Raw genomic sequence first — 24,837 nt, 5'->3', positions numbered from 1 at the left:
TAAGAAAACCTTTTTCTCCTTTATATCGTATATAGAGAAAACAAACAATTCAAACAAATTATGAAAAAGTTTTTTTTATGCCTAGCTTTAGGTGTAGTCTCTTCAGCTTTCATCTCATCTTGTAGTTTGTCTAAGGCAGATTCAGCATCAGAAAATTTAGTTATAGATTCAAATAAAGCGGTTAGTGATGTCGTAGTTGCAGAAACTAATGTTGAGGTTGGGGGAGCAATAATGGTCGCTTCAAAGAATATTTTTGATAATATTACTAATTCTAAAGATCACACTACGCTAATAGCAGCTGTTAAACAGGCTGGGTTAGTGGAGATTTTAAGTAGTGATGATTCGTTCACAGTCTTTGCCCCAACAAATCAAGCATTTTCAACTATACCTAAAGCCACATTGGATAGTTTAATGAAGCCAGAGGCTAAAGCAGACTTAACCAAAGTGCTAACCTATCATATTGTTTTGGGTGCATTAAGAGTTTCGGATTTGAAAGATGGTGAAGAAATAACGACGGTACAGGGTGGTAAATTGAAAGTTGGGGTTAAGAATGGTAAAGTGATGATAAATAATGCTAGTATAACCATTTCAGATATTGTTTCTAATAATGGCATTACTCATGTTATAGATGGTGTTTTAATGCCAAGATAAGATTTGTTTATAGGTTGATTAATTTGAAGCCAGTTCACATTGTGAGTTGGCTTTTTTGATTCAATGTATTTTTTTGTAGTTTAAAGCCTTCAAACTTTAACCTCATATGAACCCATCTAATAAGCGAAATGTAACCCTCATCATTATTGTAGCTGCACTAGGCTATTTTGTAGATATTTATGATCTAGTATTATTCTCTGTTGTTAGAATTGAAAGTCTTACAGAAATAGGAGTTTCAACAGCTAATCTTAAAAATGATGGCATTTTCATCATTAATTGTCAAATGTTTGGATTGTTATTAGGAGGATTACTTTGGGGCACTTTAGGAGATAAAATGGGAAGGGTTAAGGTTCTTTTTGGCTCTATACTATTATATTCTTTAGCTAATATTGCTAATGGTTTTGTAATGTCTGTTAATAGTTATGCATTAATTAGGTTTATTGCTGGTATAGGGTTGGCAGGAGAGCTAGGAGCTGGAATTACTCTGGTAGCAGAAACAATGGATAAGGAGAAACGTGGTTACGGTACAATGATTGTAGCTGGTGTTGGGTTATTAGGTGCGGCTGCTGCAACAACCGTTCATGAAGCATATAGTTGGAAAACCTCTTATTTTGTTGGAGGAGGTATGGGCTTGCTCTTATTGCTTTTAAGATTAGGCACATTTGAATCTGGAATGTTCAAGCAAATTGCTGGGCAAGAAAAAGTTTCTAAGGGTAATTTTTTTATGCTTTTTAAGAGCAAAGAGAGATTTTTAAAATATTTGTATTGTATTTTAATTGGAATACCACTATGGTTTGTAGTTGGAGTGTTGGTTACCTTATGTAAGGAATTTGGAGAAGAGCTAGGAGCTACGGAGACTTTAGATGCGGGAAGGGGTATTATGTTTACCTATTTCGGCATTGCAATTGGCGATGTATTTACCGGTTTTCTTTCTCAGATGTTAAAGTCTAGAAGAAAGACCGTTTTTATTTTTCATATACTTTCGGCCATTAGTGTAGTGCTCTATTTAACAAGTAAAGGATTGTCTAGTGATAGTTTTATTTGGTTATGCCTATTTATGGGATTCTCTGTTGGTTATTGGGCAACTTTTGTAACTATTGCCGCAGAACAGTTTGGCACCAATATAAGAGCGACAGTAACTACAACAGCACCTAATTTTGTTCGTGGAGCATTAATTCCTATTAACTTCTTATTTGTATACCTAGCTCAAAAATTTACAAACATTACTGCAGCTTTTATTGTAATGGGTATTTTGACAATCGTAGCCCTATTTGCACTTAGTCAACTCAAAGAAACTTTTAACAAAGATTTAGATTACGTAGAGGTATAATGGTTCATTGGTTCACCAGTTCATTTGTCTCAAATCTTCCCAAAGGGATGCCTCTGGCACATAGCTCAAACTCAAATCTTTCTTTATGTCAAAAAAACGTAATTCTAATTATTAGTTAACCATAAGCATTTCATTAGCCTTACCTTTGATTTATAATTTATAGATGATGTTTAGGGACGAAGTAGCGTTAGCATATCAGGAAATACAAGATAGCATTTGTGAGGGGTTAGTTCAGGCAGATGGAAAGGCAAAATTTCTAGAAGAGCTTTGGCAACGTGACGGTGGTGGTGGTGGACGAACTCGTGTCATGCAAAATGGGAATGTAATAGAGAAAGGTGGAGTTAATTTTTCTGCCGTTCATGGTAAACTTCCAGAAGCGGTAAAAAAAGCTTTTAAAGTAGAAATTGATGATTTTTTTGCAACTGGAGTTTCCATTGTAATGCACCCTGAAAATCCATTTGTGCCTATCATTCACATGAATATTCGCTATTTCGAAATGGATGATCAAACTCGTTGGTTTGGTGGTGGTATAGACTTAACTCCTCATTATGTAATTCCTACTGATGCTCGTTTTTTTCATCATCGTTTAAAGCAAACTTGCGATAATTTTGACACTTCTTTTTACCCGAAATTTAAGGCAGCTGCCGATGATTATTTTTTCATTAAACATCGCGAAGAAACAAGGGGGGTGGGTGGTATTTTTTACGACCGCTTAAAACCGGAAAACACTAATTTAGACTTTAATCAGATTTTAGAATTCTCAAAGGCTGTTGGTAATACATTTTTGCCAGTTTATACTGAGTTAATTGATCGTAATCGCGACCAAGGGTATACAGAAGAACATAAGGAATGGCAATATTTACGTCGTAGCCGTTATGCAGAGTTTAATTTAGTTTATGATGCTGGTACAAAATTCGGTTTGGAAACCAATGGCCGTATAGAAAGTATCCTAATGAGCTTACCACCAACCGCAAAATGGAATTACAATCCGCAGGTTGCTGCAGGAAGTGAAGAAGAGGAAACATTAAATTTCCTTAAAAAGGGAATTGATTGGGTTTAAAATTAATATTGGATAGACCATACTCTTTAGTACTTAAGATTGCTATACACAAGCTTAAGTTAAATAGTTTAGATTGGAATGAAAACTAATCAACTATTTGGCAGAGAAGTAAAGCAAAAGCTGGGATACAAATAAAAAAGCCTCAAGTGTTTAACACTTGAGGCTTTTGCTTTTATAATTTTAGATTATCTTGCTCCTGGAGGGCAGTTTTCTTTTAAGAATTTAGTGTAAGTTAAAGCTAAATGCTCACTTGTTCCGGCGCCTTCATAAATGCCGTGTGTACGATTTGGGTAACTCATCAATTGAAATACTTTTTTGTTTTTAACCAATTCGTTAATTAACATTTCAGCATTTTGATAATGAACATTATCATCGCCAGTACCGTGAATATACAATAGATTTCCAACTAGATTTTTTGCATAAGTGATAGGAGAACCTTTTACATAAACCTCAGTGCTAGGAAAAGGAGTACCCATGTAACGCTCTTGATAAATGTTATCATAAGTTAATTGGTTTGCCACAGCAGCTACGGCTATGCCGGTTTTATAGATTTCTGGATATTGGAACAATAAGTTTAAGGTAGACGAACCACCACCACTCCAACCGTGAACAGCAACACGGTCTTTGTCCATAAATGAATAAGTTGACAATAATTTTTTAGTGGCCATTGCTTGGTCTCGGATATTGATGATTCCAATGTTTTTGTAAATAGCTTTGCGCCACTCTTTACCTTTTGGTACTGGTGCACCACGATTATCCATAGAAATGTAGATATAACCATCTTTAGCCATATCACCAGCATATAAACGATTTGAGCCCGCTCCCCAAACATCTGCAGCAGTTTGCGAAGCAGGTTCGCCGTAAACATAAAATACAACAGGATATTTCTTGGTAGGATCGAAATTATCTGGTTTTTTCATCCATCCATCCATTTCAACACCATCTTCTGTGGTTACTTTAAAGAATTCTACTTTGTTTTTTGGTGGAGTTTGTTTAGCCAATTGAGTTGTAATACTGCCATCCATCGACAGTGGTTGGTTTGCTGTAAAATTCATCCACTCTGTTATTGGGGCAACAACAGAACTGTTGTAACTATGACGGGCATATAAACCATTAGGAGAAATAGAATAACTATGTGTTCCTGGTAGGATAGAAGGAGTAACCATTTCTAGTTTTCCTTTGCCATCTAACTTAGTTTTGTACAAATATTTTTGAGTAGCATTTGTTGGCGACGCCATAAAATAAACAGTGTTGTTTTTTTCATCAATTAAATTAACACCAATTACATCGTAGTTTCCTTTTGTAATTAAGGTTTCTTTTTTTCCATCTCTACTAATGCGATATAGATGTGTATAACCATCTTTCTCGGTTTGATAAATAAACTCTTTGTTACTGTTTAGCCAAACAAAATCATCTTGTGCATCTATCCAAGCTTTATCATTTTCCTTATAAATTTCGGTAACTGAACCTGTTGTAGCATTAGCAATGAATAACTTACTTTCATTTTGCTCGCGATTTAATTGTTGTAAGATAACTTCATTAGTGTTTGGAATCCAATCCATACGAGGAATGTAGTGTTGAATGTTGTCGCCAGGAATTGCCAGCCAATTGGTTTTAGCAGTGGCGATATCAACAACACCAACTTTACAGGCTGATGGATCTTGTCCAACTTTAGGATATTCTACAGGAACATTAAATGAATAAATAGAATCGGTATTATTAATCATTAAAAAGTTCTTGATTTTAGTTGCATCTATTTGCCAGTAGGCAATAAATTTTCCATCAGGACTCCACCTAAAACCGTCCAAACAGTTAAACTCTTCTTCATAAACCCAATCGAATGTTCCATTGATCATTCTTGAAGTTCCATCTGTTGTTAAGGCCTTAATATCGCCCGTTGTCAAATCTTCTACATAAACATTGTGCTCGCTTACGTAAGCTACTTTTGTTGCGTCTGGAGAAAACTTAGCAAACATTAGAGAAGAAGAAGGTTTGCCTTTTCCAATTTGTTTTAGGGTGTTATTTGCGATGTCTGCAACCCAATAATCTCCACGACTATCTTGACGCCAAACCCTTTTTGTATTGGTATAAATTAATGCTTTTGTACCGGCATCATTTAATTGGAAACTTCTTACGGCAATTGGACTTGAGCCATTTGCAGGAGTTAATAATTGTCTGCTTATAATGGTTTTGCGTTCATTTTTAGGAAGTGTGATGGTTACGATTTCTCCACCAAGATTTTGATAATAACCGCTACCGTCTTTAGTCCAGTTAATGCCACCTCTTTGTGCTTTTACAATCCCTGTGCTAATTAAAGCTACTGCAGTTATTGCGATAAATAATTTGGTTAGTTTCATTTGTATTATAGTTTTATAAATTGTTGATATACAGTTTGTAAGTAAGATTTACCTGAATTTAGATTTTTATTAGTTTGCAAGTTATCCTTTGCATTGCTATTGTACAAAATATTCTTGCCAATGTTATCGAATGTAACACATTGTTTATCATTTATAAAGCCAAGACCATTATCCCAACTAAAAAATGCAAATTGTTTGGTGTAGGGATTTAGCAGGTTTTTGCTCCATATAAAATCTTTGTGCGGAATGTTCAATTGAGCCAAAAGTGTAGCAGAAATATCCTGTTGGCTACCAATTTTATCAAGTTTTTTACCTTTAAATTCGTCTTTGATTACATCTCCATAAAATAATAATGGAATATGGTATCGTTGAGGTTGGAAAATGTCGGCAACATTTTTAGGATAGAGATGCCCATGGTCTGCCACAAAAATGAAAAGTGTGTTTTTATACCAAGCTTGTTTTTTAGCTTTTGATAAATAATCATTTATACAAGAATCTGTATAGTAAGCAGTGCTTTTAAATTTTTCAACAATGTCTTTACTTCCAAATTTATAGTTACCTGGAACCTCAAATGGTTCGTGATTAGTTAATGATAAAATGGTAGAAAAGAATGGCTGTTTTTCTTGATTGATATCTTGCAGTTGCTTGTTAAAAACTAATCCATCGTAAGCGCCCCATTTAGAATTCATGTCTTTTTTCTCAAAGCTGTTTTTATCAATCAATTTTTGATAATTATGGCTTAAAAGAAATGCTTTATAGTTATCAAACTCGGATTCACCACCATAATAAAAAGAGGTTTGGTAATTGTTTTGAGATAATTTTTGACTAATTGCAGGGATCTTTTGCATTTTCTCAGGCCACTTAACAATACTTCCTGTTCCTAAAGTTGGGAAACCAGTTAATGTACCAACCAAACCTTTATCTGTCCTACTGCCAGCAGCATAAATACTTGTAAATAAAACACCTTTATTTATCAAGCTATCAAAACCTGGTGTAATTCCATCCTCATTACCTAAGGTTTTGGTTAGATCTGCCGTAAAACTTTCTAAAATGAAAATAATAACATTAGGTTTTTGGTTTTTTAAAATTAAAATGGTTGTATCCTTCTCAACTTTGTATAGCTCGGCAACTTCTTTTTCTGCCGTTGCGTTATCGAAGTATAAATAAGGGTTTTTATTAGTTTTTTTTGATGCTAATATGCTCGATATTAAATTCCACTCCGTGTTAAGTGCAGCATGATTTAAAACCTCATATTTAGAATAATAAGCCATACTTTGGTTGTTCGGAGCTACATCTACACCTCCTCTAATAATTAAAAAATTAATTCCCAATAATAAAATAGCAACAATAGGTTTTATCCAAACTGGTGTTTTAACAAAGTTGATTTGTTTTTTGATTAAAATAAAATTGAGATAAAAACCTGACCCAACCAATATTGCCAAAATAAACATTGAAAACATAAATGGAGAGGACCCACTAGATGCCATAGCCTCTTTTGGTGTTTCTACGATAGGAGCTAAAGCACTGTAATTTATTTTAATGCCCCATTCGCGATAAGTGTTGAAATTAACAATTGAAAAAAACCCAAACAGTGCTATTAAAACTTTATTATAAATAGAGACCCATTTAAAGTTGATGGCTGTTTTTTTTGTAAAATAACAGTATGTAAAAACTAATAATGGAATAACCGCCAAATAAGCAGTCATTGATAAATCTAACCTTAAACCGTGATAAAAAGCTAGTGCTTTTTCTCCGAGAGGAATTCCCCTTAGTTTTTTATGAAAAATAAAAAGGAAAATAAATCTATCTAGCGCAAAAAATAACAGCCAAAACAGAAAAAAACGAACAAAAAAAATCAGGCTTTTAAACATTGGCGCAATTTAATAAAAATGCCAAAATAAAAGCCTGATTTGATATGAGGTAATTATTAGCGACTATTCACCACCACCTTGCATAGCCATAATTTCTTCCATGGTTTTTACTTCGTAACCGCTAGGCACATGTAATTTATATGGGCCATTTTTTTCTTCTTTAATTTCTTTTACAGTTAAAGTTTGTTTCATACCTTGTTGAAAGTGAGTGAATTTAACTAAAGAACCTTTAATGTCTTTAAAATCTTCGCCATTAAAGCCAGTTGGTAATTCTATGTCAGTTGTAGTCCATAATTCATAAGTACCACCTTTGTCATCTTTATAAGTATATTTTTCCGCATTGTACGAACCAATCATTTTTTTCTCACCAGTGGCTTTAAAATCACTAAATTTTGGTGCTGTAGCTTTTTCTTTATCATAGTCTGCCTTGGTACGTTTAACTGCAAATTGCATTTGAGCAACTGGAACATCAATTAAAACTAAGCCAGCATATGAAATTACATCAGATAAAATGACTATTGTAGCGGGACCTTGCTCCATTTCTATTTTTGTTATGCTTCCATTAAATTTTACTTTTAATTCTTTTGGCAACATTTTTACAGCAGGCTCTTGTTCAGGAGTTGGCGCATATTCTACAGCATAAGATATAGTGCCCTCGGTAATTTTCTTTTGTGCATGAGCATAAATTGCTGTGCTAATTAAAATTGCGGCTAAAACGCCAGTTTTCATAGATTTAAACATCGTGTTAGTTTTAAATTTGTTTACCATTTAGTTTTTTCTTTGTTGAGAAAGGAAGATATTCCTTTTTTAAAATCATCACTTTCTCTAACTCTTGCATTGATTTGAATAGCCATCTCCAAACTTTTTTCTAATAATGGATAAGTAGTTTGGTTGATTAACTGCTTTGTTACCATTAACGCATTTGCGGAGGCGTTGTTACACAAATCTAGTGCAAAATCATTAACCTTTTGAGCAATATCTTCTTTTTTTGTTACAAAAGTTATTAGATTATATTGCAATGCTTCTTCTGCTGTGAATAATTCGCCAGTCAATAACAATCGTTTTGCAATGGTTTCACTGGTTTTTCGCATTAAAAAACAAGATACAATAGCAGGTACAAATCCCAACTTAACTTCTGTATAGCCAAAATTGGCTTCGTGAACAGAAAATATGATGTCACAAACAGTTGCCAATCCGCACCCTCCAGCAATTGCGTGACCTTCTACTTGTGCAATTACAACTTTAGGTAGGTAACAAATGGTTGTAAAAAGTTTTTTTAGATTGTTCGAATCAGCTAAATTTTCTTCATAGGTATTTTGCTGTAATTGCTGTAAATAAGCTAAGTCTGCTCCAGCACTAAAAACACTTCCGTTTGCTTTTAAAATGACAACCTTAACGGCTTCATCTTCTGATGCTTTTATTAAATTAGTTGTTAACTGAGTTACTAAATCAGGATTTAATGCGTTGCGTTTTTCTACACGATTAAGTGTGATGCTAGCAATTCTGTCTTTTACTGTATATAGAACAAGCTCTTCACTCATATATTTACTTTAGATTAATCAAATATGCCTTATTTTTCTTTAAAGTATAATGTTGTAACTGAAATTTATTTGCTTCATCTTCATAAGCTTTAATTTTGTAGTCTTTATTGCTCGCATCAATTAACAAAGTTGAAAAGATGACTTCGGTTCTTAGCTTTGAGATGTTTTTCTTTGGATTTTGATGAAGCCATACTGCATCAAATTTTGGTAACCCAGCAATCTTTTTATAATTAAAGCTGCTATCTAACATTAATATGCTGTATTGATGAAATTTAACCTGTTTCTCGAATTTAATAAATGAATTAACAATCGTGTCTTGTTCCCATTTAACAAACAATATATCCTCAACCTGCATTTTAGCTAATGCTGGCTCTACAAAAAATTGATAGTTTTTATCTTCTAGAATTAAATCCGTTAATAAAATAGCTTTTTGAGTATCAATAAACGCAACAGCATAATTTTTTCTCAGACTAAAAAATAAGATTTTGCTTTGTTTGGTTGCTAACATTTTATTGTAGGTAGAATAAGATTGAAAAACTAAAAGCAAGCAAATTGAAGTAATTAGTAGCTTTTTATGATAGTTTGAAAATGCATAAATAAGTAATGATAAAGCTAAACTTAGTAAGAGCAATTGCCATTCATTTAGCCAAATAGAGGTAATTCTAGAAAATGGTAAATCAGCTATCCATTTTAAACTATTGTTTGTAAATGTAATTATCCATTCAAAAATTGGAGCTAAAAAGTAAACTCTTAAAACTAAAATTGCTATACCTAAATACATCATCGCAATTAATGGCAATAAGATAAATAGATTTCCTAAGATGAAATACATTGGGAACTGATGAAAATAATATACACTTAATGGAAATGTTACGAGTTGTGCAGCTAAACTCAGTGCAATTGCCGACCATAATTTATCTAACCATTTATTTTGTACATGAATCCATTTGTAGATTTTAGGTTGAAGATATATCAGCCCAAAAACTGAAATAAAGGACAGTTGAAAACCAACATCCCATATAAAAAATGGATTATAAACTAATAATGCAAATGCAGTAAAGGCAAGAATGTTGTAATTATTACTGTTCTTATTAAATGCCTTTGCTAGAATGAAAATCGTAATCATTATGGCAGAACGTAATATGGATGATGAAAAGCCAGTTAACAAAGAATAATACCAAATTAATGAACAGATAAAAAAAAGCTTAAAAAGCATTAAAAACTTTTTTCTGTCTAAAAACGATAACATTGAGTTTAAGAGAAAAAATATAATAGCTATATGCGAACCAGAAACTGATAAAGCATGAATTGTTCCTGTTTTACTGTAGGCAGCTAAAGTTTCTTTACTTAAATCTGCTCTATAACCCAAAACTAAGGTAGAAGCAACAGCGAAAGCTTCATCATTTTTAATAAACTGCCTGTAAATTGCAACTTGTTTTTTACGTTCTGCAATGGCGTGTCTTATAATCGGATTTCCCTTAATGGTATTAAGTTTAACTATATGGTCTTGATTAATAAATGTTTGCTGATAGATATTTTTAGATGCTAACCAAGCTTTAAAATCAAACTCTCCTGGATTATAGGATGGTTCTACAGGAAGATATTTACATGTAATGATTAACTCATCTCCATAATTTAATTGAATAGGATAGAGGCTATCAATTTTTAATGCAATTAATAATTTTCCTGTTGCAGATGTTGGTTTATTATTTTGGTACGCGCCGGCAACCTCAACCTCAAAATGTAAAATGTTATTGGTGAGCTGAGGTTCTGCGTTAACCCAAACTTTTAAATAGTTATAAGATTGATCGGCGTAATATTTTTTTTTAGAAGATTGTGTATTCAATAAGCAAATCAACCCACCAAGTGCGAAACAAAACACATTAAATAATACACCATTAATGCCTTTAAAATTATATGCTTTTATCTTTTTATAAAATAGATTAATACTCAAGAGGTAGGATAGAAGTAGAGTATTAGCTATTATGGAAGGAACGATAAAATTTCCATTACCAAATAAATAAGTACAAACAATTCCTGCTATAAATGGAAATAAAACTCTAACAAAAACAATTTCAGATTTAAACGTCACGGCTTAGAATTGATAACGGATTTGAAGTTTCAAATCAGTCTTTTTATTACCCTTTATTTCGTCTAATCCCGAACCAACAGTTTCAACATCTTTATATAGAAACATTGCGCATCGTGCCCAAACATCTAAATGTCTTATGATTTTGTATTTAAGATTGACATAGTTCCTAAAACCCCTTCCACTGTACATACCAAAACTAAAATTATAGAGTACATCATCTTCATAAGCGTAAATTCTACTGTTATATGATGGTGTGTTAAAATAAGCAACTCTAAGATTCCCAGAGATTTTGGATAAGGTTGGTGAATAATCTATATCTTGGTAAATAATGTAACCATATTCTGCTTTTACAAGTCCTTTCTTAAATTGAGAAACTTCCAATCGATTTTGGAGACTCCAAGATTTGTTCAGCTGCCAACTCACGTCAGCTCTATAAGATTCCTTTTTTACGTTATCTAAATAATTTATTGGGACTTCTAAATCCGTATTTTGTTGTTTTAATTCAGATTTGTATCTTACAAAAGCCTTAAAGGTTTTCGTTGGCGTATAGGTAACTTGCCCTAAAATTTCATAGCCGTCAGAAGGAGCATCAATCCTAAATTTTAACCAAGGGAATTTAAAATAATCTGCATAGAATGAAATATTCCAAGTTTTTACAGGAGTAATGTTTAACCCTACATAAAATCCCTTTTCATTAAAAGCTTCACTTGCTTCGGCAGTTGCCTGATTAAAAAAGTTATGGTAATCTTTTTGATAATTTCTGTGTAAGAGCACAGCTGATATTTTTGAGGAAAGGCTTACTAATGCGCCGTTTATATAGGCCAATCCGCCATTTAAGCTCTTACCGGCTTCCCCAAAAAAATAAATATTTTTAAAGGTGTAATTATAATGCAAGCCTAAGTTGCTAAGTTTCTTGCCAGTGAAGTTATAATATCTATAAGATTGTGTACCAGTAATAAACTCGTTGCTGTATATAGAATGATAAGCAATTGCACCAATGCTTAAATTATCTTTTTGATATTGAATTACGCCACCAAAAATTTGTTGGTAAATACTGTTTTTATTATTGATTTCATTAGCAGTTCTGTGCAAACCAGTTTCGTTAACTGTTGCTAACACTTCTTCATTGCTATTATCCAAGCTCAAACTCCCATCTAAATTTCTAAAGGAAACAAATGGAGTAAAATCAATATGCTTTTTAATATTTACTGTTGTAGCTAAACCCCTTAAAAAGGAAAATTCGTTTGTAGATGTATAGGCTTTTAAACCAACATCTTTTTTGGCAACACTTGCCACATCTGGCGCTTTACCAAAAGAAAACCCAGACCAAAGGGTTAGACCTTGTCCAAATTGTAAAGTATAATCCCCTACAATAATTTTTTTAAATCGCCCTGAGTTATAAATACCTATATGAGCAGATTGATAATCGAAAAGCAACTGTTTATCTCCTCGCATAAATTTCTCGCCAGCATCTTTTTCAAATATCAATGAAGCTGAAATTCGATTAGAGTAATTGTATTTATATCGAAGTAAAAATCGCTCTTGAGTACCTAAATATCTACTTCCAGGCAAATCTGTAAAGCCTTTTAGTTTTTCTATAACTCTTCCAAAACGAAGAACTAAATCATTATCCCCAAGCGTAGATATGTTTTTATAATTTATCTTGTCTACCAAATCTGATTGTCTTAGTGTTATAAAGGGCATTAACCGCTGAATAGTTATTAAATCAAAATCTGCAATACTTTGTAATTCTAATAAATCAATTAATTTGTCGTTTTCTTTAATATGAGAAAACAGATTACTGATTTGCAATGGCGATAAAAACACCAAGCTTTTCAGTTCTTCTGGCCTTGTATTATTAAGGTTTATCGGGTGCTTTTTAAAGAAAACCAATCTATCTTCCAATTCAGATAAATCATAATCTTCTGGTAGATTTTCAGCTAAACTTTCAATCAAATCTTTAATTAGATTATCCTCTCGAACTTGTGCTTTTACTGCAAATCCAGTAAAAATCAATATCATTAACATTTTAAAACGCATAAGCTAATGCCATTTGAGGTATGTAACCTAGATAAGTGTCGCTTTCAACCGCTATGTCTATTGCCAACTTTTTATAATTTAATCCGAATCCGACATATTGTTTAAAGGGCTTTGCGGTTAATCCTACTCTAAGGTTAACTAATTCGATTAGTTTATATTCCAATCCTAATCCAACATCTATTGGCTTATCTAGGTCTTTACAGATAGAAGTGGCAATCAATACTTTGGTTGAAGCTTTATAAGTTCCTCCTACTTGTATTACTGTCGGAATAGCAACCTCAACAGTTTTAGTATTAAATTTTTGTATTGACGGATTGTTTATGCTCACTCCAAAAGTTAAAATTTTATTATAATCATACATTGCCCCAACATCTATAGAAAACCCCGTTGTAGCACCGTAATTGCTGATTTTTATTTGATGGTAGTTTCCTTTTAATGCGATTGATAATTTATCTCCAAAACTCTTTGCTAAAGCTATACCGCCTTTAATCTCATTATACTCTGTTATTCCGTATCGTTGAAAACTCACACCTATGTAATTGTTCTTAAAGGGGGTAGCAAAAGCGATTGCTTGTTTGCTTAACTCATTATCAAATAAGAATTTTGAATAATTAATTGCAAGTGTTGATGATTTTATACCTGTAATTCCAGATGGATTTCCTTCTAAGCTCCATAAATCTTTTACCGCAGCACTATTCATTCCCATAGCAGTAAGTTTGGGACCCAAATTGTTTTGAGCGAAGCAAAAATTACTGCTTAGAATAAGCAGTAAAAATAGACTAAATAGTTTGTTCATAGGTTTAGGTAAACCAATCTATGACAAAATATTATAAAATAAAAATCAAATTATTAAGAATAATATTTCTATATATTGATATATTCAATCTTATATTCTTTATTGTTAATATTTTATTGTGGTGTTTAATTAACTTAATCAGAAGTAAATTTAATTAAGTTGGTCTTAATTTTTTCGTTGTAAATTGCCATGTAAATATTTTGATATTTTTTCGCAGTTGAATTTGAATTTTAAAAAATCAGATAACTAACTACATAATGGAATTTATTAAAGTCTGTTAATTTATATATTTTGGAATGAAAAGATAAACTGCTAGTTTTGCTTAAACAAGATGGTTGTTAAATATGCAACTGGCTTAATATTTGATGATATTTTTGTTTATTCACTAAACCTAAAAAACATGAAAACATTTTATAAAAAACCGGCAACTATACTCGCAATGATTTGCATGGTTGCTGTATTAATCTCATCTTGTAAAAACAATGATGATGATTTTGAGCCAGTGGTTTATGGTGATGCTAATATTAGATTAACGAACACAGTGTCAGGTTCAAATTCTCAAGACTTTTATCAAGCTGATACAAAGTTAACAACAACAGCAATTGCTTATGCAGAAACTAGTTCATTAATTAAATTAAAGGCAGGTAACTCAATCATTTCTTTCAAAAATACCGGTACTGCAACTACAACTGCTTCTTTAAATGTAGGTTTGGAGACTAATATCAACTATACTGCTTTTTATTATACAAATGCAGGTGGTAGTGGTCAAATTTTTGGTTTTTCTGATGATAATGTTGCCCCAGCTAGTGGTAAGGTAAAAATTAGGTTTGTTAACTTAGGCTCAGCACTAAACAACACATTAAATATCAATGTTGCTGGTGGTGCTGCAGTAATTACTGGTTTAGGTTTCGAAAAAGCAACTACTTATGCAACCCTAGATGCTGGTACAAATCTTGAATTTACTGTTTTAAATTCTGGAATAACTGTTCCCATATCAGGTACAAGCTTTGTTTCTGGTAAAATTTATACAATTTGGTTCGATGCAGCTATTAATACTACTGCAAAATTCCACATTATACAACAGAATTAAATCTTTATTTAAGGCTATAAAGCATCCTAAATATTAGGATGCTTTTTTTATGTCCAAAAATGCTAAATTTTGCTATTTTTGAGTCTAACAAATGGCAAACACTATTCATAATCTCAAACAACTTAGAACAGTTAATGTTACCAGATATGTAACACCTTTACGGGAAGGTGGTTCTATGCCCGCAATTGCAGAAGCAGATGATGGGTTTTTGTATGTATTAAAGTTTCGTGGAGCAGGGCAAGGTCATAAAGCATTAATTTCTGAAATAATAGGAGGAGAGATAGCTCGTGTTTTAGGTTTAAAAGTTCCAGAATTAGTTTTTGCTAACTTAGATGAAGCTTTTGGTAGAACTGAACCTGACGAGGAAATTCAAGACTTGTTAAAGGCGAGTGTAGGTTTAAATTTAGCCTTACATTATCTTTCTGGAGCAATAACTTACGACCCAACTGTTACTAAGATAGAACCATTATTAGCCTCTCAAATCATATGGTTAGATTGTCTATTAACTAATATGGACCGCACGCCACGCAACACAAATATGTTGTTTTGGCATAAAGAATTATGGTTAATTGATCATGGTGCATCTTTGTATTTTCATCATTCATGGCAAAATTGGGAAGAACAAGCCAAGCGACCGTTTATGTTAGTTAAAGACCATGTTTTATTACCACAAGCTGATTTGTTAAACGAGGTTAACGAAAGCTTTAAAACTATACTCACCCCAGGCTTGATTCAAGATATTTTAAATCTGATAACAGATGAATGGTTAAATGAAGATATATTTAAAAGCAGTCAGGCACAAAGAGAGGCTTATGCCTTATTTTTAAACACTAGGATTGCCAATTCAGCAGTCTTTGTAAAAGAAGCACAAAATGCAAAAGAAGCAATTATTTGAGTATGCTGTAATTCGCGTTGTGCCGAGGGTAGAGCGCGAAGAATTTCTCAATGTAGGGGTGATTTTATATTGTGCTGGTCAAAAATTTTTAAAATGTGCTTTTGAAGTAAATGAAAGTAGATTAAAAGCTTTTTCATGTGAAATTGAATCTGAAATCATTTTATCTAATCTGAGATCAATAGAAAAAATTTGTTGTGGCGAATTGGAAGGCGGACCAATCGGTCAACTTGATATGCCTTCGCGTTTTAGGTGGTTAACAGCAACTAGAAGCACAGTTGTACAAGCATCTAAAGTACATCCAGGTTTTTGTATAGATGCAACCGAAACTTTACAAAAACTATTTCGACAGTTAGTTTTATAAATAGTTATAATTATGTCTTTGCAGATTAAGAATTATAAGCAAATCATCTCATACGGTATTAGCTTTGCTTTTTTATTGGCGTTACTTAAATGGCTTGAAATACGCTATATAGTCTTTCAAAATTCTTTTGAAATTTATGCTGGTGCAATTGCATTAATTTTTACTGTTTTAGGAATATGGCTAGCACTTAAATTGGCTAAACCTACAATTCAAACTAAAATAATAGAAAAAGAAGTTTTTATAAACAGAGTTGATGAATTTAAATTCAATCGAGCAGCTGCAGATAATTTAGGGTTAAGCGACAGAGAAATAGAAGTGCTACAATTGATGGCAAATGGTTTAAGTAATCAAGAAATTGCTGATAAATTATTTATCTCGTTAAATACTATCAAAACGCACATTAGTAGGATTTTTGAAAAAATGAATGTGAAGCGCAGAACCCAGGCTATAGAGCTAGCTAAAAACCTATCCATAATCTCTTATTGATTTCATACTTTAGTATTAATCTAGGTTAATTTTCTTTAAATCATACTAAAGTATGAATGGAATTAAATTGGCTTAAAGTTACTTTGTGTTCATAACTAAATTATCAAAAGATGAAAAAGAACATTTTAATTTTTGGCTTGATATCAGGTCTTATCGTTAGTGGATTAATATCAATAACCGCAATTTGTTACAACAAGCAAGACTTTGAAGGCAATATGGTATTAGGGTTTACCGTAATGATATTGGCCTTTATTTTTGTTTTTGTTGGGATAAAAAATTACAGAGATAAGTTTAATGATGGAAATATCACCTTTGGAAAAGCTTTACAAATTGGATTATCAATCTCATTTATTGCATCTACAATGTATGTTATTACATGGTTAATAGCTTATTATAATTTTATGCCTGATTTTATGGAGGTAATGACTAGTCAAAACATCGAAAAAATAAGACTAAATAAAGAGTTAACTACTGCAGAAATGAATGAACAAATAGCTGGAATTAATAGTATGAAAGAACTTTATAATAGTCCTATTATGGTGTTTCTACTCACTTATATGGAAATTTTTCCTGTTGGAATCGTTATCACATTAGTTAGTGCGCTCATTCTTAAAAGAAAACAAAACAATAATGTGGATTTTGCTTAAATGGGTCATATTTAAACTTGATTACTTAAAACGCATCTGAAGGCTTAGGTTTAGTCAAAACTTTCAGATACGTTTTAAATGATGTAAATTGCACAAAATTCAAATAAATGAGCGAAACGAATACAATTCCAGAATTTAAAGATTTCAAAACATTTTATAAAAAGGCTGTTGAGCCTTTAAAAAAAGCTAACATTGGTTATATCAGACTCGATGGTAAAATGCAAGGTGGCACTAGAAACGTTTTTGCTTATTTTTGGTATAAGGATAAAAAATGGAAAGTTAACGCTGATACTTATATTGACAGGCTTAAAATTGCTTTTGATGAATTTGATAAATCTGAAGAACCTTTTGTAATTAAGCCATTGAGAGATTATAAAGGTGAAACTTTATCAATTAAAGGGCAACCTATTAGAAATGCAAAATTTAATGTGTTTTTAGTTGTTTAGAGTTCAATTATTTCACCTTTTTCTGGAATAGTTACTTGATAACCTTCTTCAATTAGTGCTGTTGCTAATAAGTCCATACTTTTTGTTTCGCCATGAACTAAGAACACTCTTTTCAGCTGTGCTAGATCTTGATTTTTGACTGTATTTACTAAATCTTGATGGTCTCCATGTCCACTTAATAGGTCAGTTTTCTTGATCGCTGCATAAACCATCAAATCTCTATTTCTTAAACGAATAATAGGGTCGCCACGTAAAAGCCGGTCTCCAAGGGTGCCTTTAGCGCAAAAACCGATAAATAAAATAGTGCAATAATAGTTCTGTATATTATGATATAAATGGTCTTGAATTCTGCCTCCTTCAAGCATGCCTGCTGATGAAATGATGATACAAGGCTCCAAGTAATTCATTACAGATTCACTTTCTTTTCTATCATGAACATAGATTAAATTGTCAAATTCAAATTCATCGCCTTTGGTTTGGTAAAATTCTTTAGCCTCATTGTTTACTAAAGAATGGTGCTTTCTGTAGACTTCTGTAGCATGATTTGCTAAGGGACTATCTACAAAAATTTGAACAGGGGGTAAGAGGCCCTTGCTAAATATTTGATTTAATGTAAACACCAAAGATTGCGTTCTTCCAATGCTAAAAGCAGGAATTAAAAGCCTACCAGGACTTTTAATACAAGTATCTTGAATGGTGTTTATTAAGGTTTCTTCTAAGGTAGTATTTGATGAGTGAAGCCTTCCTCCATAAGTAGATTCGCAAACTAGGTAATCCACTTGGGGTAATATTTCTGGATCAACTAAAACTGGGTAGTTTTTTCTGCCTATATCTCCAGTAAATCCAATTTTCTTTGTTATTTCGTTTTCTGTTATACTTAAAATAACAGCCGCCGCACCTAATAAATGACCAACAGGTATAAACGTTAATTCTATACTTCCATTTATCTTAAAAGGTTTGTTAAAACCAATGGTGATAAATCTGTCAACAGTTTCCATTACATGTTTTTGCAGGTATAATGGAGGCGGACCTGAATGATGGTGACCCCTTCGGCCTTTGTTTCTTTTATTTTGTTTGCTTAGGAAGATATTTACAGAGTCTAACAAGAGTAATTCTGCTAAATCTGCAGTGGGAGGTGTGCAAAGTATCTGACCTTCAAATCCCATACGCACTAGCGTAGGTAAATTGCCAGAATGGTCTATATGCGCATGGGTTAAGATAACTAGATCAATCTCTGCCGGATTGAAAGGGAAATGTTGATTCTCTTCTTGATAAGTACCTTTTTCGTAATCAAGGCCACAATCTATAAGTATTGAATAATTTTCTGTCTGCAATAAATGCATACTTCCAGTTACCTGTTGTGCTGCACCCCAAATGGTTAATCTCATGTATAAATACTTCCTTAGCTATTTGGCAAGATATAATTTTTCAATCCTAAATCATATATCAAATTGTAAGAATTAAATAATATTTTGATTAAAATCAAAACTCCCGCGAATAGGGCGGGAGTTGCATTAGATTATTTCTTTTCTGGTGGAGTAGAAACTATTTCTCCGAATTCGTTAACATAAGCCATCATGCTTTCCAAATCTCCACCTGTAGAGTTTTGTTGACGTTCTTGCTTACGCTCTAATTTTTCTTCCTTCTTTTTTTGTCTATTTTTTTCTAGTTGTTTTTTCATAAAGGTAGCCTGCGACTTTGCCATATAATATTGTATTAAGTAAAAACTGACTATTCTCTGGTTTACCTTTTTGTTGACTTTTTAACGTTGTTAAAATTGAACTAGTCAAGACGTATATTTTATCTGGCGAGGTTACGGTAGGCCTGCTAAAGATAGCAATGCTGAAACAATTGGCTTGTTGCAGTAGGTTTGTAAAGAGAAAAGTATATTGATATTCCGTTAAGCAAATATACGATTTTAAAAGCGTAAAACTAATTTCTATTATAGTTGTTATGTAAATAGTGTTTAATGTTTGTTTAAATGATTTGAAATTTTGTTATCCACATTGTCAATCTTGGCATCATTTTTACACTATAAATATTAATTACTAACTAAATTAATTAACAGAAATGAAAAAGATATTCGCAATAGTTGCATTGGCTATAGGATTAGCATCATGTGGCAATAGTGCTAAAGAAGAAGCACTAGCAAAAGAACAAGCAATGGCTGCAGTTAGAGATAGTTTAAAATTAGATAGTTTTAAAAGGGCAGAAGTTGCTAAACAAGAATTGTTAAAAGAGCAAAAACACCAAGCAGAATTAGCTGCTGCAAGACGTAGTGCTTCATCGAGCTATTCATCTAGCGGTAGTACAACAACATCTTCGGCAGGTACAACTACTGCAGCACAGAAAAAAGGATGGAGTAGTGCTGCAAAAGGTACTGCAATAGGAGCTGGAGTTGGTGCTTTAAGTGGTGTGTTAATTGATAAAAAAGATGGTAGAGGTGCAATAATTGGTGGGTTAGCAGGTGCTGGAGCTGGTTATGTAATCGGTAGGTCTAGAGATGTAAAAAGCGGAAGAGTACAACCGAAAAATTAAAATACACTTTATATACGAGCCTTCAACCTTAAATGGTTGAAGGCTTTTTTATTTACTTTAAATTAAGAATTGGCGCTATTACGTCAGCAAAATTGTACATATAATTGTAGAATAGTTTAATCCATAAAAATGTACATCTTCTTATCCATCGTTATACTACTGGCTCTTTTCACTTTTTTTGTAATTAACTTGCCTGTATTTGGTAAATTACCTGCCGGAAATAGATTAGAAAAGATTAAGGAACTTCCTAATTATCAAGATGGAGAAATTAAAAACCAAAGTTTTACACCTGTTAAACCAGAAGGTGTTTCTTATTGGGATATGCTTTCTAAAGTAATGGCAGGCAATAAGGATGGCACTCCAAAAAATATAATTCCTCATCAAAAACCAGATTTTAGTAATTCAGAACAATTGAAACTAACTTGGTTTGGCCACTCATCTTATTTAATTCAAGTAGATGGGATAAATATTTTAGTAGACCCTATTTTTAGCGAGAGAACATCTCCTTTTCAATTTCTTGGAACAAAAAGATTTGCGGGTACCGATTTTATAAACATTGAAGACTTTCCTCCTTTAAATATAATTTTAATTACCCATGACCATTATGACCATTTAGATTATAATGCCATTTTGAAATTGAAAAATTCAAGAGCAAGGTTTATCACATCTCTTGGAGTTGGCGCCCATTTAGAACATTGGGGAATAGAATCTGAAAGAATAACAGAGTTAGCTTGGCAAGATGAAATATCACCATTGGCAAATATTTCTTTTAAAGCTATTCCAGCTAGACATTTTTCTGGGAGATTATTTAAAAGGAACCAAACACTTTGGTCTTCTTTTATCCTTAAAACAAAATACAATAACCTTTATTTAGGCGGCGATTCGGGTTATGATACCCACTTTAAAGAAATTGGTGAAAGTCATGGGCCTTTTGATTTAGCCATTTTAGAATGTGGTCAGTACAATAAAATGTGGCCAAATATTCATATGTTTCCTAATGAAGTTGCTTTGGCAAGTAAAGATTTAAATGCTAAATATTTACTTCCAGTGCACTGGGGTAAATATAGATTAGCACTTCATAATTGGGATGAATCTGTAAATGGAGTTGTTAAAAGTTCATTTGATTTAAATGTTGATGTTTTAACACCACAGCTCGGCGAAACCTTTAACCTTGAAAATAATCTTCCCAAAAATAAATGGTGGATAAATTTATAAATTGTTTAAATGAACAATTGATGTTAATTTAGTGTTCTACTAAGCAAACTAAAGCCAAGCTTATGAAAACCGATTTTGTAGAAATTTTTCAAACCATTAGAGCAAACCTTCACCCTTATACTGCTAACGGATTTACTGCCAGGATAAATAGTGAAACTGTTTATGAGCTTTGGAGTGAGAAGTTATTTGACACGAATGGCGAAAAGATTGAAGTTGTTCCTTTTGCTAGTGTTGCTATTGAAAATGAGGCTGTAAAATTTTGCATATTTTCATTGGCCGAAGAGGCGAACAAAATTTTACATCCAGATTTACTAAGTTTTTCAATTGATAATGGTTCTTGTTTTTCCATTACAAAAATTGATGATAACTTACTCGCCCAAATAATAAATGCCCTTGGTTTAAACTTTACTAATTTTAAACAAAAGGGGTGGGTTTAAATCCGTTTTGGCAAGAAGATGTTTTTTTAACTGTTCAAGGTATTTATCACCAAGCTCAGATACGATGCGTTGAACCTTATTTTATAATTGGTTTTGGCCAAAAATTATTAATTCATTTAATACCAGTAAGTAATAACTTCAATCCTGAAGAATTAATTGAATTACAGAAAAGATATGAAGAGGAAAATCTATTACTTGTTCAGCTGTGGGAAGATGTTTGGTTAACTAAAAGAACTCAGGTATTAAGCAGAATAAATTCCTTTTTAGGTTTAAATAAAGGCTACCATGGTCGTAAGGCTAAAATTGTCACTTTAAATTTAAAACAAGCCTCTACTTTCTTAAACGATAACCACTTACAAGGTTACATAAAGGCCAAATATCATTATGGTTTAATGGATAATGATAAATTAATTGCTATAGCTAGTTTTAGTGAGGCAAGGCCGATGAAAAGCAAAGGAGAAAATTATCATTCTGCAGAATTAGTACGTTTTGCCTCAATTGATGGATTAACTATCGTAGGCGGATTAAGTAAATTAATTAAACACTTTTTAAAACAAGTTAAGGTTAACGATTTAATGAGTTATGCCGATAGAGATTGGTCTTTAGGAAAGGGCTATGATAAATTAGGTTTTCAACTTAATCAAATAACTGCCCCAGCTTTTATATATATAAACATAGAAAGTCTTACAAGATATTTTCCTCATCGACTACCAAAAGTAATTTTAGGTAAATTTGAAGCTCAAAATGTTTTAAATTTGGATGAATTCCTTGCATTAAATGGTTATTTCAAACTATTTAACACGGGTAACTTAAAGTATAATTTATACCTCTAAAATGTCTCATCCTTTACTCGTAATTTTAGGTCCAACTGCATCTGGTAAGACAAAATTGGCTGTTTCTTTGGCTAAAAAATTTAATGCTGAGATAATTAGTGCAGATAGTCGCCAAATATTTAAAGATATGGATATTGGCACTGGTAAAGATTTAAATGAATATGCGATTAATGGAAAATACATTCCATATCATTTAATTAATATCAAAGAAGCTGGCGAAAAATACCATGTAGATGCATTCAAAAATGATTTCTATAAAGCATATACTGATATTCTTGAGCGAAATGTGAAACCAATTCTTTGTGGTGGAACAGGAATGTATATCCATAGCCTATTACAAAATCAAGAATTTACCGCTGTCCCGAAAAATGAAAAGCTAAGATTAGAGCTTCAGGATTTAGAAAAAAATATATTGTTTCAACGATTAGAAACATATCCTAATGAACTAACAAAAAATGTAGATTATTCATCTTCCAAAAGATTGATAAGGGCAATTGAAATAGCCGAATTTTTAAGCCATCATCAATTAGAGAAAATTGAAAGGCCAGTAATTAGTCCATTTATTATTGGCCTACAAAGTGATGTAGAAAGTAGAAGAAAAAGAATTTTTGATAGATTAGAACTAAGGTTAAAATCTGGATTAATTGAAGAAGTTGAAGCTTTGTTGAATAAAGGGATTTCTAAAGAAATATTGATTTTTTATGGCCTTGAATATAAATTTATCACCTCTTATCTATCAAATGAGTTAGATTTTGAAACTTTAAAGGAAAGATTGGGCATTGCAATTTGCCAATTTGCTAAAAGGCAAATGACTTTTTTTAGAAAGATGGAAAAGGATGGAGTTAAAATTAATTGGTTTGATGTTAATGACGCGAATTTAAAAGAAAAGGTAATTAAATTAGTAGAAGCTAAATTTGATTCAAAATAATTGCATATTCGCTGCATGAATACAAAGTTAAGGCCATTACTTAAATGGACGGGAGGGAAGTTTGATGAATTTGGCTTATTTGCAACTCATATTCCCAAATTCGACAGGTATATAGAGCCTTTTTTTGGTGGTGGTGGTGTGTTTTTTGCCTTACAACCAAGTGTTCAATCTTTCATTAATGACAAAAGCTCAGACTTAATTAACTTTTATAACCAAATTGGTAATGAAGATTTTAAAACAGAACTTCTTAAATATGTAGATGCTTGGGAGAAATTAACCGAAATCTGTGCTCAACTTTGGAAAACTTGCTCGGTCGATTTTATTAAATATGTAAAGGGTAAATGTCTAATTCAGCAATTTGAGAAAACCTTACTAACAAAATTCTTATCAGTAATAAACGCCAATCTGCTATTTAATGAATCAGATTTTATAATCGACTTTCCCTTATTCCAAAAGACAATTTTAGCAAGCATTACAGGTAAAACTAAAAGGATACGAAACATCTCAGTAAGGGAGAACAGAAAGTTTACTATTGATGAACTAGAAACTCATTTTGAAACAGGCTTGCGAGGAGGTGTTTATTTGTTTTTTAGGGAAATACTAAATAAACAGTATAAAAAACAGATAATTTTGGCAGATTCAAAAGCAAGTGCCAATTGGTATTTTGTGAGAGAATTTTGTTATGGTTCAATGTTTAGATTTAATAAAAGAGGTGAATTTAACATCCCGTACGGCGGTATTGCTTATAATAGAAAGAATTTCAGGAAAAAAGTACACAAGATTTTTAATGAGAATATCATTAAATTATTTAAAAATTCATGGCTATATAATTTAGATTTTGAATTATTTTTAAAATCTATTGAATTACAACCAACTGATTTTATATTCCTTGACCCTCCTTATGATAGCGAGTTTTCTGAATACGACCAAAGCACATTTACCCAACACGACCAAAAAAGATTGGCAGATTATTTAATCAACATTACAGCAAAATGGATGATTATAATTAAAGAAACCTCTTTTATCCGTGAGATATACACTCACCCTACAGTAAAAATTAACACTTTCGATAAGAATTATAGGTATAACGTTAAAGGGAGAAATGATAGAAACGTACAACATCTAATTATCACAAATTATTAAAGCATTACAATCTTTTTATTGTATTGAATGTTAACATGTTATTAACTATTTGAATTTTTCGACAACCTTCTGGCTTCTTT

At 32.2% G+C, this 24,837-nt stretch carries 24 protein-coding genes; 15 read left to right on the top strand and 9 right to left on the bottom strand.

Features of this window, described 5'->3' with window-relative positions:
• Nucleotides 1-60: 60 nt before the first annotated feature.
• From EZ428_RS14360 to hemF, 3 genes are all read left to right on the top strand, one after another.
• Nucleotides 61-651: a fasciclin domain-containing protein gene (locus tag EZ428_RS14360; RefSeq protein ID WP_131553859.1), complete on the top strand. Its 591-nt coding sequence runs from the start codon at nucleotides 61-63 to the stop codon at nucleotides 649-651.
• Nucleotides 652-757: 106 nt separating this feature from the next.
• Nucleotides 758-1,981 carry an MFS transporter gene (locus tag EZ428_RS14355; protein ID WP_131553858.1) on the top strand — a complete coding sequence of 408 codons (1,224 nt, stop codon included), beginning with the start codon at nucleotides 758-760 and terminating at the stop codon, nucleotides 1,979-1,981.
• Between the two features lie 163 nt (nucleotides 1,982-2,144).
• Nucleotides 2,145-3,041 (top strand): oxygen-dependent coproporphyrinogen oxidase, encoded by an 897-nt coding sequence (gene hemF, locus EZ428_RS14350; protein WP_131553857.1) that lies wholly within the window; start codon nucleotides 2,145-2,147, stop codon nucleotides 3,039-3,041.
• A gap of 185 nt (nucleotides 3,042-3,226) precedes the next feature.
• Here the strand turns inward: hemF and EZ428_RS14345 are convergent, their stop codons facing one another.
• From EZ428_RS14345 to traF, 7 genes are all read right to left on the bottom strand, one after another.
• Nucleotides 3,227-5,398 (bottom strand): S9 family peptidase, encoded by a 2,172-nt coding sequence (locus EZ428_RS14345; RefSeq protein WP_131553856.1) that lies wholly within the window; start codon nucleotides 5,396-5,398, stop codon nucleotides 3,227-3,229.
• Between the two features lie 5 nt (nucleotides 5,399-5,403).
• Nucleotides 5,404-7,269 (bottom strand): LTA synthase family protein, encoded by a 1,866-nt coding sequence (locus EZ428_RS14340; protein ID WP_131553855.1) that lies wholly within the window; start codon nucleotides 7,267-7,269, stop codon nucleotides 5,404-5,406.
• Between the two features lie 63 nt (nucleotides 7,270-7,332).
• Entirely contained in the window at nucleotides 7,333-8,010 is a 678-nt protein-coding gene (locus EZ428_RS14335; RefSeq protein ID WP_131553854.1) for a hypothetical protein, read from the bottom strand.
• Nucleotides 8,011-8,030: 20 nt separating this feature from the next.
• Entirely contained in the window at nucleotides 8,031-8,810 is a 780-nt protein-coding gene (locus EZ428_RS14330) for an enoyl-CoA hydratase/isomerase family protein (protein ID WP_131553853.1), read from the bottom strand.
• A gap of 4 nt (nucleotides 8,811-8,814) precedes the next feature.
• Nucleotides 8,815-10,902, bottom strand: a complete 2,088-nt coding sequence (locus EZ428_RS14325) for a ComEC/Rec2 family competence protein (RefSeq protein ID WP_131553852.1) — start codon at nucleotides 10,900-10,902, stop codon at nucleotides 8,815-8,817.
• Between the two features lie 3 nt (nucleotides 10,903-10,905).
• Nucleotides 10,906-12,924: a helix-hairpin-helix domain-containing protein gene (locus EZ428_RS14320; RefSeq protein ID WP_225871066.1), complete on the bottom strand. Its 2,019-nt coding sequence runs from the start codon at nucleotides 12,922-12,924 to the stop codon at nucleotides 10,906-10,908.
• 7 nt (nucleotides 12,925-12,931) lie between these two features.
• Nucleotides 12,932-13,738: a conjugal transfer protein TraF gene (traF, locus tag EZ428_RS14315; protein ID WP_131553850.1), complete on the bottom strand. Its 807-nt coding sequence runs from the start codon at nucleotides 13,736-13,738 to the stop codon at nucleotides 12,932-12,934.
• Nucleotides 13,739-14,138: 400 nt separating this feature from the next.
• Between traF and EZ428_RS14310 the strand changes: the two genes are divergently transcribed.
• From EZ428_RS14310 to EZ428_RS14285, 6 genes are all read left to right on the top strand, one after another.
• Nucleotides 14,139-14,828 carry a DUF4397 domain-containing protein gene (locus EZ428_RS14310; RefSeq protein WP_165501782.1) on the top strand — a complete coding sequence of 230 codons (690 nt, stop codon included), beginning with the start codon at nucleotides 14,139-14,141 and terminating at the stop codon, nucleotides 14,826-14,828.
• A 91-nt stretch (nucleotides 14,829-14,919) separates the two neighbouring features.
• Nucleotides 14,920-15,723 (top strand): HipA family kinase, encoded by an 804-nt coding sequence (locus tag EZ428_RS14305; RefSeq protein WP_131553848.1) that lies wholly within the window; start codon nucleotides 14,920-14,922, stop codon nucleotides 15,721-15,723.
• Nucleotides 15,701-16,084 (top strand): DUF3037 domain-containing protein, encoded by a 384-nt coding sequence (locus EZ428_RS14300; protein ID WP_131553847.1) that lies wholly within the window; start codon nucleotides 15,701-15,703, stop codon nucleotides 16,082-16,084. Before EZ428_RS14305 ends, EZ428_RS14300 begins: the two co-directional genes overlap by 23 nt.
• 12 nt (nucleotides 16,085-16,096) lie before the next feature.
• A complete protein-coding gene (locus EZ428_RS24290) occupies nucleotides 16,097-16,570 on the top strand; it encodes a response regulator transcription factor (RefSeq protein ID WP_131553846.1) in 474 nt (157 codons plus the stop codon).
• A gap of 110 nt (nucleotides 16,571-16,680) precedes the next feature.
• On the top strand, nucleotides 16,681-17,217 hold the full coding sequence (locus EZ428_RS14290; protein ID WP_131553845.1) for a DUF4199 domain-containing protein: 537 nt from the start codon (nucleotides 16,681-16,683) through the stop codon (nucleotides 17,215-17,217).
• Nucleotides 17,218-17,324: 107 nt separating this feature from the next.
• The gene (locus tag EZ428_RS14285) at nucleotides 17,325-17,663 is read left to right on the top strand and encodes a hypothetical protein (RefSeq protein ID WP_131553844.1); all 339 of its coding nucleotides are present in this window, start codon (nucleotides 17,325-17,327) and stop codon (nucleotides 17,661-17,663) included.
• Here the strand turns inward: EZ428_RS14285 and EZ428_RS14280 are convergent.
• Together EZ428_RS14280 and EZ428_RS14275 are read right to left on the bottom strand one after the other, a co-directional pair.
• Nucleotides 17,660-19,051, bottom strand: a complete 1,392-nt coding sequence (locus tag EZ428_RS14280; RefSeq protein ID WP_131553843.1) for an MBL fold metallo-hydrolase — start codon at nucleotides 19,049-19,051, stop codon at nucleotides 17,660-17,662. The two genes, EZ428_RS14285 and EZ428_RS14280, sit on opposite strands and share 4 nt — an antisense overlap.
• 131 nt (nucleotides 19,052-19,182) lie before the next feature.
• Nucleotides 19,183-19,368 carry a hypothetical protein gene (locus EZ428_RS14275; RefSeq protein WP_055133765.1) on the bottom strand — a complete coding sequence of 62 codons (186 nt, stop codon included), beginning with the start codon at nucleotides 19,366-19,368 and terminating at the stop codon, nucleotides 19,183-19,185.
• A gap of 365 nt (nucleotides 19,369-19,733) precedes the next feature.
• On the opposite strand from EZ428_RS14275, the gene EZ428_RS14270 reads away from it, so the two are divergent.
• From EZ428_RS14270 to EZ428_RS14245, 6 genes are all read left to right on the top strand, one after another.
• On the top strand, nucleotides 19,734-20,201 hold the full coding sequence (locus tag EZ428_RS14270; protein WP_131553842.1) for a YMGG-like glycine zipper-containing protein: 468 nt from the start codon (nucleotides 19,734-19,736) through the stop codon (nucleotides 20,199-20,201).
• A 129-nt stretch (nucleotides 20,202-20,330) separates the two neighbouring features.
• Nucleotides 20,331-21,416 carry an MBL fold metallo-hydrolase gene (locus tag EZ428_RS14265; RefSeq protein WP_165501781.1) on the top strand — a complete coding sequence of 362 codons (1,086 nt, stop codon included), beginning with the start codon at nucleotides 20,331-20,333 and terminating at the stop codon, nucleotides 21,414-21,416.
• A gap of 62 nt (nucleotides 21,417-21,478) precedes the next feature.
• Complete coding sequence (locus EZ428_RS14260) at nucleotides 21,479-21,853, top strand: hypothetical protein (RefSeq protein ID WP_131553840.1); 375 nt, start codon at nucleotides 21,479-21,481, stop codon at nucleotides 21,851-21,853.
• Entirely contained in the window at nucleotides 21,844-22,686 is an 843-nt protein-coding gene (locus tag EZ428_RS14255; protein WP_131553839.1) for a hypothetical protein, read from the top strand. The genes EZ428_RS14260 and EZ428_RS14255 overlap by 10 nt, the downstream gene beginning before the upstream one ends.
• 1 nt (nucleotide 22,687) lies before the next feature.
• Nucleotides 22,688-23,614, top strand: a complete 927-nt coding sequence (gene miaA, locus EZ428_RS14250; RefSeq protein ID WP_131553838.1) for a tRNA (adenosine(37)-N6)-dimethylallyltransferase MiaA — start codon at nucleotides 22,688-22,690, stop codon at nucleotides 23,612-23,614.
• Between the two features lie 15 nt (nucleotides 23,615-23,629).
• Complete coding sequence (locus tag EZ428_RS14245) at nucleotides 23,630-24,757, top strand: DNA adenine methylase (RefSeq protein WP_131553837.1); 1,128 nt, start codon at nucleotides 23,630-23,632, stop codon at nucleotides 24,755-24,757.
• Nucleotides 24,758-24,837 lie beyond the last annotated feature (80 nt).

It is taken from the genome of Pedobacter frigiditerrae, from assembly GCF_004331645.1.
Classification (GTDB): domain Bacteria; phylum Bacteroidota; class Bacteroidia; order Sphingobacteriales; family Sphingobacteriaceae; genus Pedobacter; species Pedobacter frigiditerrae.
Note: the sequence above shows the minus strand (reverse complement) of the source record. Positions and strands in the feature narration are given on the sequence as shown.